This window comes from Lysinibacillus sphaericus (assembly GCF_015844675.1).
Lineage (GTDB): Bacteria > Bacillota > Bacilli > Bacillales_A > Planococcaceae > Lysinibacillus > Lysinibacillus sphaericus_E.
The window spans coordinates 90,254-105,939 of record NZ_LDGC01000013.1 but is presented as its reverse complement, the minus strand read 5'-3'; the positions used below and the strand labels follow the sequence as shown (position 1 = coordinate 105,939).

The following is a 15,686-nucleotide window of genomic DNA, read 5'->3' as shown; positions in this document are numbered from 1 at the left end:
AATTAGCATTTCTCAAAGATTGTTGCTATTTTTACAGTGCCTTTTCGAATCATTTTAGCGATAGATATCCGTTAACAAAGAGAGAGCATCAAAATGATTGAACTGTTACAGCCTTATGGTTCGCACCCTTCCTGCGGGGAGATAAAAGTGCCATTTATATTGGCTCCACGCTGTATGAAAGCAGATTTTCAAAAAGGCTACTGAATGCTTCTTACTTACTGAAACATCGCAATAACTTCATACCCTTAATTTTATGTGATGTTGAAATAATCTAGTATTGAAAAGCCCCCGATTTTCATGGTAGACCATTGATTTTGTAGTTTACTTATGTGTAGTTACACATTTTGAACAGTTACTTTCCTTGTAAATGCGCTAACAATTACACTTACTAAAATATTAACACTGAGTGCAAGGAAACCAATGTTGATATCTTGTATATAGGATGGCCAACTTGGAAACAGCGTACTTAGATGAGCACCTGTAGCTGCTTGCCAACCTACAATCGTGACACCTACAATAATCCCAGCAAAGACACCTTGTAAAGTTAATGGATTTTTCTTCAAAAGGCTACATACAACCCCTGGTACAAATTGAGTAACTAGTCCATACCCCATTAAGAATAATAACGTAATTGCTCCTCCTCTACTAAAAGTGAAGTATAGTGCAACAAGTGCAATAACTGGAACGGAATAACGAGCAATGATACCAATTTGTTGATCGGTAGTTTGAGGTCGAATAGGTTTTACGACATTTTTCGCAAGCAATGTAGCTGCAGACATCAAAATCAATGAACCTGGTACAATGGCAGTTAATAACCCTGCTGCTCCAATAAAGCCAACGATGACGGGATTAAATGTTTGCGTGGAAATTTTAAATAAAGCTAAATCCACAGCGCCTCCTTCTAGCCCTGGTACTTGTAAAATTGCTGCTGCTCCAACAAATAAGATAAATAATAAAAATAATGCATAGATAGGAAGCATAATCGCATTATTTCTTAAGGCATTTCCACTTTTCGCTGAAAAAGTAGCAACAAATGTATGCGGCCACATATAAAACCCTAACGATGTTAACATTATCGTTGAAATATACCATGAGGCACTAAAACCTGAGTCTGGAAGTGTTAAAAACCCTGGTTTAACGGCTTCGATTGCTTCCCACATTGGTTGAATCCCACCATAATAATGTATAGGTAAGTAGATACCTAGGAATATCACAACACCAAGAATAAGAAAATCTTTTATTACAGCTGTCCAAGCCGAGCCATGAATTCCTGAAACCATAACATATGCAATCATTGCAATTGTGCCAATCCAAATTGTTATTTTCGGATCAATCGCTCCATAGGAAGCTTCGGAAACAATTATGCCAAGGCCTTTTAATTGAATGATTAAATAAGGAATTAGTGCTACTAACCCTACAATGGCTACGAGCGTGCCGAGAATTCTACTATTATATGCCTTTTCAAAAAAGTCAGATTGAGATAATAAATTATGTTTCTTTCCATAACCCCATATTTTAGGTGTTAACCAGTAAGCAATTACATAATTCAGCATCGCGATATTGTAAAATGCTACGCCACCTTTTCCATACATCCAACCACTTACTCCTAAAAATGCATTTGTTGTATAAATTTCTCCAGCCATTAATAAGAAAATGAAGATAGATCCAAATCCACGGCCTCCAACACTCCATTGTTCAAGGCTCATATCTTTGCCTCTACTTGCCGCAATACCTAAAAATAAAGCAATCACTAAGAAGATTGCAATGATTCCAACTGAAATGATCATATTATTCCACCTCCTCTTTTGCATCAGGATTTATACGATGAACTAAAATCATTAAACCAGTTCCTAAAAAGATCCATAAAACCATCCAAAATAATAAAAATGGGAGACCCAAAATATATGGTTCGGCACTTTTAATAAAGGGAATTCCTAAAGGCATCCCAAAATATGCAATGAACGTGAGCAAATAACAGAGCTTTTTTCGTGTCATTATTCCTATCTCCTTTTTTATTCATTTATTAATTGTTGGAATCCTTTATCAATAAATAGACTCTTTATATCTCTTTTATCAGGAGTAAATTCAAATTGGTTTTCGTAATTTAGAAAATCGATTGTATATTGTACTGTTGCCGCCACACCTAGTTTTAAAGCATCTTCATCTAAGTCAAAGAAACCATTATGGTGTTCAGCCCCAATCCCTTCTTCAAGGTTTTGTATTCCAACGAATGCAAACACACCTGGGAAGTACTTTTCATAAAACGCAAATGATTCTGATGCCATCCAAGCGGGAATTGAATGTAATGCATCTGGACCAATTGCCTTTTTCACTGCATCGATCGCAATCTGTGCACATTCTTTTTGATTGTAGACGACTAAGTCCGATTCTTTAGGCTCTAAAATAAATTCATAGGTGCAATTATGCAGGTCACATACTTTTTCTAGAATTCTCTTAAATTCTTTTGCTGCATGGGCACCTTGATCAACATCTAAATACCTGACTGTTCCTGAAAACTGTAAACTTTCTGGAATAATATTTGCTGTGGAACCTGAAATAATCGTTCCAATTGAATAGGTAATGGTTTTAAAAGGATCTAAAGTATTTAACCGCATCGCTTTTAAATTGTTATAAAAATCGGTAAAGCAATCTAATGGAGCAACTGATAAATCTGGTCTTGAACCATGTCCGCTTTTTCCTTTTATTAAGACATTGAAAACAAAAGAAGCGGCCATTCTTGGGCCTGGGTCAACAGATATTTTCCCAGTCGGAAGGTCAGATTTTAAATGGATACCCCAAATTCCGTCTCCTCCGATTTCGTGTAATCGTTTACAGAGATTATAAATTCCTCCGCCCATTTCTTCGCCTTGTTCAAAAGCGAGAAGTACTCTTCCTTTGATTTTATCTTTGTGTTGCGTTAAGATTTTTGCTGCGCCTAAAAGCATTGCTGTATGTCCATCATGGCCACAAGTATGAGCAGCTTGATCAGTCTCAGAAAATACTACTTTTTTCTTTTTTAAATTATATACCTCTTCCTTCATCGGCAAGGCATCTAGATCTGCTCTAAGAATTAACGATTTTCCCGGTTGATTCCCTTCGATATAACCAATAATCCCTCCATCAGAAACAATTTCGTAATCGATGCCCAATTTAATTAATTCGTCTGTCACCACTTTCATTGTCCGTACTTCATGTAATCCAATTTCTGGGTGTCTATGGAGATCTCTTCTTATCTCGATTACATAACCTTCTATTGCTTTTGCAGCTTTACATGCATCAAGCTCAAATTCGATCGTTTTCATTATTTATACACCTCTTCCACATGATTTTTAGTTTCGAAATCTTGAAATTCTATAGCGATTCTTTCGAGAGCTTCTTGTATAAGTGATCTTGGTGAAGGGATACAAATTCTTTGGAAGTCTTCACCTTCAATTCCAAAGAAGTGGCCATCTTCAAGGATGACATTGGCTTTGTTATAAATACGATCATGAATTTCTTGAGCTGAAAGACCATATCCACTAAAATCTATCCACATAACATATGTACCTTCAGGGATCCTCACTTTGACTGTAGGCATTTTTTTAGCTAAGAAATTTTTCACATATATAATTGTTTCGTCAATATAATCTATTAGTTGCTCTAACCATTCTTCTCCTTCGTTGTAAACAGCTATAAGCGCTGCAATTGTAAACGGTGAGGGTAACTGCGTCCCCATTGTGTCGCTAAATTTTTTTCTAATGTCAGGGTTTGAAATAATAACATTTGTACAGTGCAGACCTGCAACATTAAATGTTTTGTTAATGGCTGTACACGTGATGATATGGTCCGTACTGTTTGCAACTTTTGCGATTGGTATAAATGTTTTGTTTTTTCTAATGAGATCCCCATGAATTTCATCAGCTATAATAATTACATTATTTTCCGCACAAATAGTTGAAAGCCTGTTTAGTTCCTCATATGTTAAAATCCTTCCAGTAGGGTTGTGTGGACTACACAGAATAAACATTGTAGTATTTTCTTCTTTTGCCTTTGCTTCAAAATCTTCAAAATCAATGGTGTAATAACCTTCAGCGTCACATTTTAACGAATTATTTCGAACAACTCTTCCATTTTCTTCGATCGTAGTAGTAAACGGCGGATAAACAGGTCGTTGTATAATAATCCCATCACCAGGCTTAGTTAACGCTTTTACAGCGATATTCAAAGCATGTACGGTTCCGGGACTATATACAATCTCTTCTCTTTTGATAGTCCAATCATGTCTCTTAATAAACCAATGTTGAATTGATTCGTAGTACGCCTCTGGAAAAGTAGAATATCCAAAAATACGATGATCCACTGTTTTATGAAGTGCATCTATCAATGGTTGCGGTACAGGTAAATCCATATCAGCTGTAAATAGTGGAATGGTCTTATAGTCATATCTTTCTGTATACCCCATTGTTTTAATGAAATCTTCGCCATCCCATTTTAAAGAATACGTATTTCGACGATTTACCACTTCATCAAAATTATATTTCAAAGCTTCCCCTCCTCGTGATTGTGTTCGAATTTTCTATTTAATCCCGGTTTTGAAATCGGTTTGATAAAATTTTTCTCAGTTTAACACCTTAACTGTAAAATGGTCAATAATAGATTTCAGAATTTTTTAAAAATTATATAGATTCGAAACAGATGGTAAAATGAAATTATATTTGCCTCTAATTATGGAGAGGAGGATACATTGTGGATAAAGAAGAGATTTTTTATGAGCTAATGGAAACGATTTATGAGACATCTAGGGTAATTAATTCATATGAAAGTATTCCAAGGAAATATGGAACAGAAGATGAATTGTATATGATTGAGGTTCATACACTCAACGTAATTGGGGATCAAGTAAAAACTACTACTTCCGAAATTGCGGAAATTAAAAATTGTACGAAAAGTGCCGTTTCTCAAATGGTTGATAAATTAATTAAAAAGGATCTAGTCGTTAAATATAGAAACCCGGACAATTATCGAGAATTGAATATTGAATTAACACCAAAAGGCAAATTAGTTTATGACTATCATAAGAAGCTAGATCTAGAGGAGTATCGAAATTATCTGAAGAACCTCGAGCAGTTTACATCTGAAGATTTCGAAAAGTATATTACACTCTTAAATGTTATCAATCGTAGGACACAAAGCGTGCTTAATGACAAAAAATCAACGGTGTAATGCTTCCCTTTCCACATTACATTGAATATCGCAAAAAAGAGTGGTTCAAAGTTGAACTTTGAAGACACTCTTTTCTTGTTTTTATCCTATGAACGCAACAATTATTTAAGCTATAAAACAAGCAATAGCTACATAGATAGTAGCGCCACCAGTTCAAGCTGTGCAACTCGGTCGTACTACTCTTGATTAGGTTCTATATAGTAAGGATTTACATGGATAAGGACTTCCCCTACATCAGGGTATTTTTTTAATATCGCATTTTTTATGTCACGAGCAATATCATGACCTTGTTTAATTGTTAAATCATGATTAAGGGATAGACGAATATCGAGAAGCTTATAGTGACCATGTTCTCTTGCACGAATTTTGTCTATTCGTTGCACTTGCTTAAATTCATGAATAGTAGCTTCATAATCGTCTAAAAGTTCCTGTTCCACACTTTTTTCCATTAACACATCAACAGAAGGTTTAACTAATTCCATTGCGATTCTAAAAATAAAATAAGCTACTAATGCACTGGCGATAGCGTCAGCGTATAATAAAAATGTCCATCCAATGGCATTTCCTATTATCGCTAAGAGGACACCAATAGATGCAGCAAGTGATGCAACAATATCACCTTTATGATCTAATGCAATCGCTATAATCGCCTTACTATTCCACTTTTTCCCCTGTTTTATGGAGTATCTATATAGTATTTCTTTCGCTATGTAAGAAATAATAGCTGCAATCAATGCACTGTATTGTGGTACGCTAGGTTTTTCAAAAAATGCTAAAATTGCTTCTACTAAAATATATAGTGCAACTAATATTAAAATAATTCCAACGATCGCTTCACTAATAACCTCCGCCTTACCATGCCCAAAGGGATGATCCTTATCAGGTGGTTTATTAGAAATACCAACTACTGCTAGCACAGCAATCGAAGCTACTACATCTGCTCCAGAGTGAATCCCATCTGCAAAAACGGCCTCACTTCCCCCAAAAAGACCAAAGAAGATTTTACCAACCATAAGAATTACGTTGGATATAAGTGCAATCCATGCAACCTTTTTGCTAATTTGTTCTCTCTCACTAACCATTTATATCTCCTCCGAGTAAGAGTTTTATCCATAAAAAATGCGGAAGAATCTTCTTCCTACAATTAATACTCAACTATGATATCAGACGAATATCGAGTGGGTCTACAGCAATCTTTTTCACCATTACTAAATAAAATTCGAGCGTAAAAATAAGTTGCCTTAGACCAAGATTAATCTTCGAGAAAATAGACATTTCACTCCAGCTAGATGAACCTTATAAAGTCCTTCACTTTTTGCAAGGCTCTTTGCATTCGAAAAAAGTATCCATTCCAATTTAGTGCCCAATATGCTAATTTATTACATATAAATATGTAACATATTTTGTAAAATCATTTTAAGTATTAAGAAAAGGTGGATTGATTATGAATTCAATGTACAAGCCTTTAATTTTTGCGTTGGTGGTAGGGCTATACGTTTATATAGCGAGCAAAAGTGAAAATAGTGTAATTCTTAATTTTGTCATACTTTATTTTGTACTAACGATGATTTCTTGGGTATTTCAAAAAATCGAACAGAAAATAAAAGCGGTTCAAAAGCTATAGTTACTCTGAGAATAAGGAAGCGAAAGTAACAATGAACTACATAATAAGATTAGCGAATGAGAACGACTTATCGGGTTTATGTGATATTAGAAATAATAGAGATTTATTCACGAAGTATTTAGCGCAATTTGCAAAAAGGGAAGTATATTTGGCTATAGCTGAACAAGACTCACTTATATTTGGTTTTGGAGTTCTTAAAATAAATGGCACTTTGATTCCTAAATTAAGTGACTTATATGTAAAAGAGGATTATCGGGGTTATGGTATAGGTTCAGATTTAATTAGGGATAGAGAAAATATTGCAAAGAGTTTAGGTTATTCTGAGATATTTGTGAGTGTCGACCCGATAGAAAATCCCAAAATGATAAAGTTAATTAGCAAACACGGTTACAAACCTATCTCCAACCCATATTTGAAAAAAGCAATATTTTATAATGATGATGGTACGACTTATAATAAAACGTATACAAGAATTGATTTAAAGAAAGTGTTGAACTAGCGGGTGGATTAGTAGAAGATTTGAGAAAACAGTCTATCCCAAAGATCGTTGCTGTTAAAACTAAAAGGCAGATTTACTCTACAAAACGGGTAGAATAAATCTGCTTTTTTGTTTTAAACTTTTAAGAAATATTACTATTTTTCTACTAGTTCTACTTGCCATAAGCGTTTCATATTTACTTCATTGTTTGTGTAATATAATACAAACACATCAGGGTTACTAAGACTCTTCCAGCAATCAAAATCAAAGCTGTTATCATAATGCTTTAGCAGTAGAGACATTAAATTTCCATGAGTAACGATTATTGTGTTTTCAGATTCACTATTAAAAACTTCATCTATAACTGTTACGATTCGGTTCATAGCTTCTTTACTTGACTCCCCGCCTTGAAATTTCAGCTCCAAATCATTAAATGTTGCTTTAAGTTTTTCAAGCCAATCAGGTAAATCCGTAGTACTTAGTGTACGTTCTGATAAACGTTCATCAATCTCTATGTCTACGTTTGTTTCCTCACTAATCGGTTCTACTGACTGAATTGCACGTAAAAAAGGACTTGAAATAATTCGATCAATTTCATTATTGGAGAAAAATCCAGATAAATAGTTTGCTTGTATCAATCCTTTTTCCGTAAGTTGTGACTCTGGAGATTGCCCCTGTGCTTCACAATGTCTTACAATATATATCCTTTTTTTCATACAAAGCCCTCCATTTATGTATAACTACTTTACTTCTATGATACATGTAAAGCAGTGATGACAAATGAATTTGAATCAACGCCTACGCATGTTTAATGCTTTCCTTTAAATGGGGGTGGCTTAATAGTCCTTCAGTAATTTAAGCATCATACCGCTTCGAGATCATCGCTTCCCCCATTCATATTCACAACTTTTTCACCTGTAGTTGATCTATATCATGTAATAGCTATTCTACTTCTAAAACAAAGGCATAGAAAGCGTCGCCATTAGATACATTCGCTTCCTTTTCATCAATCCACCAAACGCCGTAAGAATAATAATAAACGCCACGTTGTGTAGGTGCAGTAAAACGATTGTCTTTGACCACGACTTCAGTTTCCTTGTTACCACTTATTTGTGCAACATGAAATTTATTCGGTTTTGTTTCATAGTCCAATCCAAGCGTTATGTTTTCACCTGATTTAACTTTTATAGGCGTTTGGCCTTCTAAAAGTTCAACTGGTCCAGCAGTATCAACGCATCGATTTTGCCAACAATAAGTACCGAGTGTAGTTTCAAATTTTTTATTTTCAATCTCTATAAATGCTTTAGGCGGCTCTTCAGTATTTGAACACCCCGATATAATCGTAAGTCCTAAAAGAGCTACTACATATAAAAAATATTTCTTCATGCACATCCCCCTTTACCATTCGACGAATACGTTTATACTTAGTTACAAAATGATTTCCATATTATGTAGTGAAAGTAGAATTTCTTCCTCCAACATTTGGTGCAGCCTTTGGGGGTGTTCTTCTTATTCGAAAGAGATGTTTGTGAATTAGAAACGGCTGAGTTCTTGTTTAACAAGAGTCTCAGCCGTTTGTTTGTCCAGGATGGATGATCGTATTTTTAATACTTAGTTAGACGATTCACCCGCTTCAAGCCCTAGTTTAGATTGGATCATGAAAGGTACCTAATTAATAGTACCTGTTGGGTGTAATGTTGTTCCTCCAATTGAAACTTTTATTTCTTTAGATAATGGAACATTGTATTCATCAATAATTGTTCTCCACCAATCCCATGCGAGACCTGTACATTCTCTCGCATAAATTCTTATATTTTTCGAATTAGGCGGAAGTGGTATTACAGTAGAGAAATGTGCCGTTTTGTCTTTCCAGTTTCCATTCCAAGTTTTATGGGATAGCACTTCTTTGCCATTTTCATCATATGAAAATTCATCCCATGCTACTTCAAATTGTGCAACATATGCTCCATAATGATCAAGGATGATGCTGCCTTTAGAGTATTCTGTAGAAGTTGTCTCGATATAGTCTGTATTGTTATGAACAGCAGCAATTGAATTGTCCTTTAGGAAAACACTTGTATATGATATTGGGTATGCTGGATTTTTAAGACTAAATTCTGCATTATCTTTAATTATTTTTCTAATATCATTAAAGTCTTTTGAGACAACCTGATTATGCTGTTGTGAATCTCCGCCTAATACTACAGCAGTAAAAGAACTCTCTTCAAAAATATCTTTATATTGTCCACTAGTTTCTACATTCGTATTCACATTATTCAGTAAAGCTTTAAATGCAGCTTGTACATCTTTGCTCTTAGAGCTTGTTTCTAATTTCACATAAATTGTTCTGCCATAAGCTACATTTGACACCATAACGGGAGGAGCGTCATTACTTACCCCTTTACGCGTTAACTCTTCAAAGGACACACTGTCATCAAAAAGGTCAGATGGATTGTTAGGTAGTTCTGCACTTACCGTATAAAATATTTGTTTATATGCCGCAACCATCACTTTTTTCTCTCCATTAGCAATTGCATTAAAGTCAATTCCTAGTGAATTATCAAGAACTTTGGCGTTCACATTTAGCGTACTTGCTATTTGAGATTTGCTATAAACCATTGACTCTGAATATTGTAGTCTTGCAGGTAAAGTATGAGTTGTTGAATATTTTTCACTCCAAGTAGATACTAGCTCATCTACTGCACCCGAAACATTACCATATGTAGGATTATCCACGGTCGTAGTATTTTCTCTTTTCATGCCAGGTAAATCTATGCTTATATTTAGCGGCTTTCTTTTCGCCACTAATAAACTAGGTTGATTGTCTACAAAAGCTTGATTTGCAAGTTGTAATGCACCTGGATAAGTACGATTCGCCATAGAATCGATAATTGAAATATCCACTGGTGAGGTTGTAAGTGATTTTTTGTTACGTTCCACCACTATAAATTTATCATTTGAGTTAATACCTTCTCTTGGAACGAAACTATCAATCTTCTCTCCTTTCGCTGCTAAAACTTCGTTATTATTGTAGTTCAAGTTTGCTATACCCGAATCAATGTCATTCGATTTGCTTTTTTCACTAGGATGGGTATCAAGTGTTTCAGCAAAGGAAATAACCGGATAACTTATCATGCATAAAATAACAGATAAGCTTACTAGAAATTTTATTACGGTAAAATGATTTCGATTTCCCAAAATTATCACTCCTTTTTAGGGATATTATACCACAAAAGAGTTTTGTTAAAATATAGTAAATTGGTCTTATGTTAGCATTTTTATTATTTTTCAATAAAAAAAGCCCTCTACAAATCATCACTTTGTAAAGGGCTTTAAATCGTAAGACATTTCGTTACATACTTTATTTAGTACTATTCCACTTTAACTTGCCCCATCATACCATTTTCTTCATGCTCAAGAATATGACAGTGGAACATGTAAATGCCTTTGTTATTAAATTTCACAGCTAACCGTACTGTTTCTCCAGCATCTATTGCGACAGTATCTTTCCAACCATATTCGTTTGTCGGTGGTTCTTTCCCATCGATGGAGAGAATTTTAAACTGAGTACCATGTATATGGAATGGATGTGTCATGCCACCCATCATATCTGGTTTATTATAAATTTCCCATATTTCAGTCTCTCCTTGTTTTTGCGTAAAGTCGATTCGATTCATATCGAATTGTTTATTATTAATTGTGACCATCTTTCCCATTCCGAAAAGTTCCAGCTTTTTAGAAACTGGCAATTTTAATTCTTCATCGGTTATTACATAATTATTTAAGTTTTTGAGAGAATCACTAGATGTTTCTGATTTTTTATCGACGATATTAAATGATAATAATTTAGTGTCTTCTTCATTCATTAATGCTATATCCGTTGACACATTGTATGTTGAAAAATCAACTATAATTTCTGCACGTTCGCCCGGCGTTAATGATAGTTCATTCATCGAAATTGGTTTATTTACAAAGCCACCATCAGTAGCTATTTGTTGAAATGAATCTCCGGTATTTAATTTAAATGTATAGTTACGGGCATTTGAACCGTTTAATAAACGTAAACGGACCTTTTCTTTGCCAACTGTTAGCTTAGGATTAACTGTGCCATTTATTAACAAAGTATCACCTATAGTACCATCCTCATTCATTGCAGCTTTAAAATTTAATTGTTTAGTATCGTCAAATTTTCTATCTTGGAATATTAAAGGGAAATCATTCACACCATATTCACTTGGTAAGCCTAGTTTTTTAGAATGTTCATCTTCCACGTATATTAATCCTGCTAACCCTTTATATACTTGTTCCGCTGTCGCTCCTACAGGGTGAGGATGGAACCATAACGTGGATGCTCCTTGTTTTACAGTAAACGTCACATTTTTCGTATCTCCAGGCTGTAATAGATGATGTGGACCTCCGTCTGCTTCTCCTGGTAGATCTAAACCATGCCAATGAAATGTCGTTGGCTCTGATAGTTGATTATTTGTTTTAAATGTTACTTTTTGGCCTTCATTCACTTTAATGACTGGACCTAAATACGAGCTATTATAGCCATACGTTTCGGTATTAATGCCTTTGAAAATTTCACTTGTTCCTTGTTGTGCAGTAATAGAAAAAATGCCATCTTTTGCTTCTAGCAAAGGTGGAAGAGCCAGTTCATTTTCTCCAGTCGAATGATTTAATGCTAATGGATTCGTATGGCTCTCATGTCCATTCATTGTTGCCATATCGTTTCCCGACATATTGGAATGATCCATCCCCTCCATATTCGACATTTCTTCTTTTATCATCTTGGACTGGTCCATCGTGTCATCAGATTTTGAACTACTAGCACTACATCCCCCAATGATTAAACTACTCACTAGTAGAGAAGTAATCAAAAATTTAGGCTTCATAATGTTTCCTCCTTGCATTTCAATACAAACTAACTGTAGCAAATAAATATGAAAAAATTATGGAGTTACAAGATCATACTTGAAAAACATCACGATAGCGCTTTGGACAATAAAAAAAGATATCCATGTCAAAATTGACTAATGGACATCTAAATCACATTATTTTAATGCTACTTTGCGCTTCATTAACCCCATTTATATCCGATTCCCCAAACGGTATTAATAAAATTGTTACTTGGAAAACCAGCATTCACTAATTTTTCTCTTAAATTTCGAATATGAGAGTCTATTGTTCGTGTATCGATTTCTGTATCATATTCCCATGCAGAACGTAATAATTCTTCTCTAGTATACGTTTTAGATGGTCGGGAAATTAATGTTTTTATAATATTAAATTCTTTTAACGTCAGCTGGACAGTTAAATCATGATAGTGTAAGGAGTATGTTTCTTTATCCAGCGTAAAATCATTGTAACGAATCATTTTATTCTCATCACGATAAGTTCGACGTAGTATCGCATTTACTCTTGCAACTAATTCTCGTTCGTCAAAAGGCTTCGAAATATAATCATCCGCTCCTGTATTTAGACCTTTTGCTAAATCTACTTTATCGGATCGTGCTGTTAGCATAATGATTGGAACATTTGAGAATTCGCGGATTGCTTCACAAACTTCCCATCCATTCATTTCGGGCATCATAACATCTAAGATGATAAGAGCTATGTCTTCTTTCTTTACGTGCTCAATTGCGTTTATGCCACTTGTTTCCTTTATGCAATTAAAACCATATGGCAATAGAAATAATTCTACTAAATCCAACATTCTTAGTTCATCATCAACTAATAAAATTGTTTTCATGTATATTCCTATCCCCTTCTATATTGTAATTGTAAATGTACTGCCTTCGCCTAAATTGCTTTTCACGTTAATTGTACCGCCATGGGCCTCGACTAGTTCTTTAACTACAGCAAGTCCTATCCCTGAACCCCCAAAAGTTCGCGAACGTGATTTCTCCACTCTGTATAATTTTTCGAAAATCGATGTCAGTTCGTCTGAAGGAATACCAATCCCTTCATCAATTACGTTTATTACGGTTCTTTCATCTTGCTTAATTGCTTCCACTATAACCTTCGTGTTTTTATCTGAATACTTCAAAGCATTATCTAATAAATTTAGCATAATTTGCTCCAGTCGAATGGAATCTGCGTATATTTCAAAATCCTCTTCACAAACAAACATTATCTTTATGTTATTCATGTCAAAAGAAGGTGCAACTCGTTTACATATATTATTTAGAAATAGACTTGCAGAAAAATATTCCTTTGATACATTAAAAGAGTTTTGATCCATTTTTGCTAATTCTAATAAGTTTTTTACAAGTTCTTTCATTCGATCAGCTTCTTCTGTAATAATTTCAAGATAGTGATTTCGATTATTTTCGTTCAAATTTTCTCTCATGGCTACTTTTGAATATCCGATTAAATATGTTAGGGGTGTGCTTAATTCGTGCGCTATTGAGGCCAGAAATTCATTTCTTTCTTTTTGTAATCTTTCTAAATCATCGGCTAACTTCTGAATCGAACTTGCTAACTCACCAAGTTCGTCTTTTCCTACATCAGCTAGACTTACATTAAAGTCGCCATGACTTAATTTTTCAGTAGCCGCTTTCATACGGATTAAAGGTCTCGTTAAGACTTTCGATAATAATGCGTATATAGCAAGAAGAACGACAATGCTAGTAATACCAGATATGAAAAAGTGCTTATTCAAATTATGAACCATTTCTTTGATAGCACTTGTACTTTGAAACATGACCACATAACCTGATTGATCTTTATTTATTTTATAAGGGTGCGCGCTGACTATATATGGAGAGTTTCGCCAGTCTGCTACTACTATTTGATCCTTTGTTTTACTTAGATTTTTTACTAAAGGCATGTATTCTTCTACTTTTGTGTTATTTAAAGTGGAACGACCTATAATACGCCCATTTTTATCTGTGATTATGACTTCTCGATCTTTATTCTTTTCCATTAACACGATATGCTTTATCGTCATATCTGAATAATTCTCGAGTAATACATCTCTATGATTTTCTCCATTGGCTAATAAACTGGCTAGTTCCTCTTCAACTTTCGACTTAATAATATTTCGATGTAGGTAAAACATGAGAAATAATTCCATTATTAGCACGACAACAAAAAAACTAGCTGCTAATTTAGTAGAGATTTTATTCACCTTATTGCATGCTCCTCCTTACCTGGCGTTTTATATCGTCTAAAATCCTGTAAATCCTCCTAAAAACGGTGTTAAAAATGCGATCATTTTTGTCATCATATCAAAATATAACATAATCCCCATAATAACCATTAACACACCACCTATTTTCATAAAAAGAGCACTTCGTTTTTGAAACATTTTCATTTTCCCAATAAATAAAGACATAACTAAAAATGGAATAGAGAAACCAAGTACATAAAATAGCATATATAGTATTCCTCTACTAGGATCGGATATGCCTAATGCAATAACGCCGGCAAGAATTGGACCGGTACACGGAGTCCATCCAGCAGCAAAGCCCACGCCGATAAGAATAGAACCAAAATAGCCTTTAGGTCTTTTCGTAAACTGTATTCTTTTATCTGAAAGTAAAAAATCGAACTTAAAAACACCTAGAATAATCAAACCAAATATTACGATAATAATAGCGCCAATTTGTCTCAGCAAATCTTTATGCATAATAAAAAGAGAGCCGATAAAAGATGTAGAGAGACCTAAAGCCAAAAATATAATAGAGAAACCAAATAAAAATAAAAGTGTATGTATCAATGCTTTACGATGAAATACTCCTTTGTCATCCTTTAGTTCATTAAAGGACATCCCCGTAACATACGAGAGAAATGCTGGGTAAAGTGGTAATGAACAAGGGGAAATAAACGATAATAACCCTGCTGCAAAGGAAAGAAATAAATTCAATTCTCCTGCCAAAGCCATTCACCAATCCTTCCTTATTTAATTAAACACATCAATTATTTAGTATAAATAAAAAATATGAAAAATTTATGGAGAATGTCCAATTGTGTTTATGAAAATACAATTGGGATGAAAGGTGCTATTTCCCCTTTTGTGAATTACCTCGTAAAGAAAGTTTTCGTTGTTAAGTATAAAAAGCGAGCTAATAATTGAGAAGTTAAGCCGAAGAGGACCAACAGTGCCATAAAGCAATAAATAGGATTAGATGTGGAAAAACAATGCCTCACGTAAATTTTTTACATTGGATGAAACCACTAAATAAACCCTTTAAACCCTCTATAACCATTTATTTAAATTATTTTTAGTAAAATTGCCCATGATTGTTGCAGAAGTTTTACACAGTTAAAATTAAGGTTTCAATTTTGCTGTTTAACGGTAATCGGTAATATGATTGAAAAATAACTCATGGCTGTTTCATGCTATTCTTACTTTATTAAAAACTGAAAGCTTTTTGA

At 34.3% G+C, this 15,686-nt stretch carries 14 protein-coding genes; 2 read left to right on the top strand and 12 right to left on the bottom strand.

The window, feature by feature from the left end; genetic code table 11:
* Nucleotides 1-335: 335 nt before the first annotated feature.
* From ABE34_RS04830 to ABE34_RS04815, 4 genes are read right to left on the bottom strand one after another with little or no spacing between them, the layout of a single operon-like run.
* Entirely contained in the window at nucleotides 336-1,787 is a 1,452-nt protein-coding gene (locus ABE34_RS04830; protein ID WP_197140849.1) for a sodium:solute symporter family protein, read from the bottom strand.
* A 1-nt stretch (nucleotide 1,788) separates the two neighbouring features.
* Nucleotides 1,789-1,995 carry a DUF3311 domain-containing protein gene (locus tag ABE34_RS04825; RefSeq protein WP_197140848.1) on the bottom strand — a complete coding sequence of 69 codons (207 nt, stop codon included), beginning with the start codon at nucleotides 1,993-1,995 and terminating at the stop codon, nucleotides 1,789-1,791.
* Nucleotides 1,996-2,012: 17 nt separating this feature from the next.
* Entirely contained in the window at nucleotides 2,013-3,302 is a 1,290-nt protein-coding gene (locus ABE34_RS04820) for an amidohydrolase (protein ID WP_197140846.1), read from the bottom strand.
* Nucleotides 3,302-4,522 (bottom strand): MalY/PatB family protein, encoded by a 1,221-nt coding sequence (locus tag ABE34_RS04815; protein ID WP_197140845.1) that lies wholly within the window; start codon nucleotides 4,520-4,522, stop codon nucleotides 3,302-3,304. Before ABE34_RS04815 ends, ABE34_RS04820 begins: the two co-directional genes overlap by 1 nt.
* Nucleotides 4,523-4,725: 203 nt before the next feature.
* Between ABE34_RS04815 and ABE34_RS04810 the strand changes: the two genes are divergently transcribed.
* Nucleotides 4,726-5,202: a MarR family transcriptional regulator gene (locus ABE34_RS04810; RefSeq protein WP_197140843.1), complete on the top strand. Its 477-nt coding sequence runs from the start codon at nucleotides 4,726-4,728 to the stop codon at nucleotides 5,200-5,202.
* A gap of 176 nt (nucleotides 5,203-5,378) precedes the next feature.
* On the opposite strand, the gene ABE34_RS04805 is transcribed toward ABE34_RS04810, so the two are convergent.
* Nucleotides 5,379-6,284, bottom strand: coding sequence for a cation diffusion facilitator family transporter (locus tag ABE34_RS04805; protein ID WP_197140842.1), 906 nt, complete (start codon nucleotides 6,282-6,284; stop codon nucleotides 5,379-5,381).
* A 573-nt stretch (nucleotides 6,285-6,857) separates the two neighbouring features.
* Between ABE34_RS04805 and ABE34_RS04800 the strand changes: the two genes are divergently transcribed.
* Entirely contained in the window at nucleotides 6,858-7,325 is a 468-nt protein-coding gene (locus ABE34_RS04800; protein ID WP_197140841.1) for a GNAT family N-acetyltransferase, read from the top strand.
* Nucleotides 7,326-7,459: 134 nt separating this feature from the next.
* Here the strand turns inward: ABE34_RS04800 and ABE34_RS04795 are convergent, their stop codons facing one another.
* From ABE34_RS04795 to ABE34_RS04765, 7 genes are all read right to left on the bottom strand, one after another.
* Entirely contained in the window at nucleotides 7,460-8,020 is a 561-nt protein-coding gene (locus ABE34_RS04795) for a histidine phosphatase family protein (RefSeq protein WP_197140840.1), read from the bottom strand.
* Nucleotides 8,021-8,246: 226 nt separating this feature from the next.
* Nucleotides 8,247-8,690 carry a hypothetical protein gene (locus ABE34_RS04790; protein WP_197140838.1) on the bottom strand — a complete coding sequence of 148 codons (444 nt, stop codon included), beginning with the start codon at nucleotides 8,688-8,690 and terminating at the stop codon, nucleotides 8,247-8,249.
* A 282-nt stretch (nucleotides 8,691-8,972) separates the two neighbouring features.
* The gene (locus ABE34_RS04785; RefSeq protein ID WP_197141010.1) at nucleotides 8,973-10,439 is read right to left on the bottom strand and encodes a thiol-activated cytolysin family protein; all 1,467 of its coding nucleotides are present in this window, start codon (nucleotides 10,437-10,439) and stop codon (nucleotides 8,973-8,975) included.
* Between the two features lie 236 nt (nucleotides 10,440-10,675).
* Nucleotides 10,676-12,199 (bottom strand): multicopper oxidase family protein, encoded by a 1,524-nt coding sequence (locus tag ABE34_RS04780; protein WP_197140836.1) that lies wholly within the window; start codon nucleotides 12,197-12,199, stop codon nucleotides 10,676-10,678.
* A gap of 185 nt (nucleotides 12,200-12,384) precedes the next feature.
* Nucleotides 12,385-13,056, bottom strand: coding sequence for a response regulator transcription factor (locus ABE34_RS04775; protein ID WP_197140835.1), 672 nt, complete (start codon nucleotides 13,054-13,056; stop codon nucleotides 12,385-12,387).
* An 18-nt stretch (nucleotides 13,057-13,074) separates the two neighbouring features.
* On the bottom strand, nucleotides 13,075-14,436 hold the full coding sequence (locus ABE34_RS04770) for an ATP-binding protein (RefSeq protein ID WP_197140833.1): 1,362 nt from the start codon (nucleotides 14,434-14,436) through the stop codon (nucleotides 13,075-13,077).
* Nucleotides 14,437-14,475: 39 nt separating this feature from the next.
* Nucleotides 14,476-15,192 carry a cytochrome c biogenesis CcdA family protein gene (locus tag ABE34_RS04765; RefSeq protein WP_197140832.1) on the bottom strand — a complete coding sequence of 239 codons (717 nt, stop codon included), beginning with the start codon at nucleotides 15,190-15,192 and terminating at the stop codon, nucleotides 14,476-14,478.
* Nucleotides 15,193-15,686 lie beyond the last annotated feature (494 nt).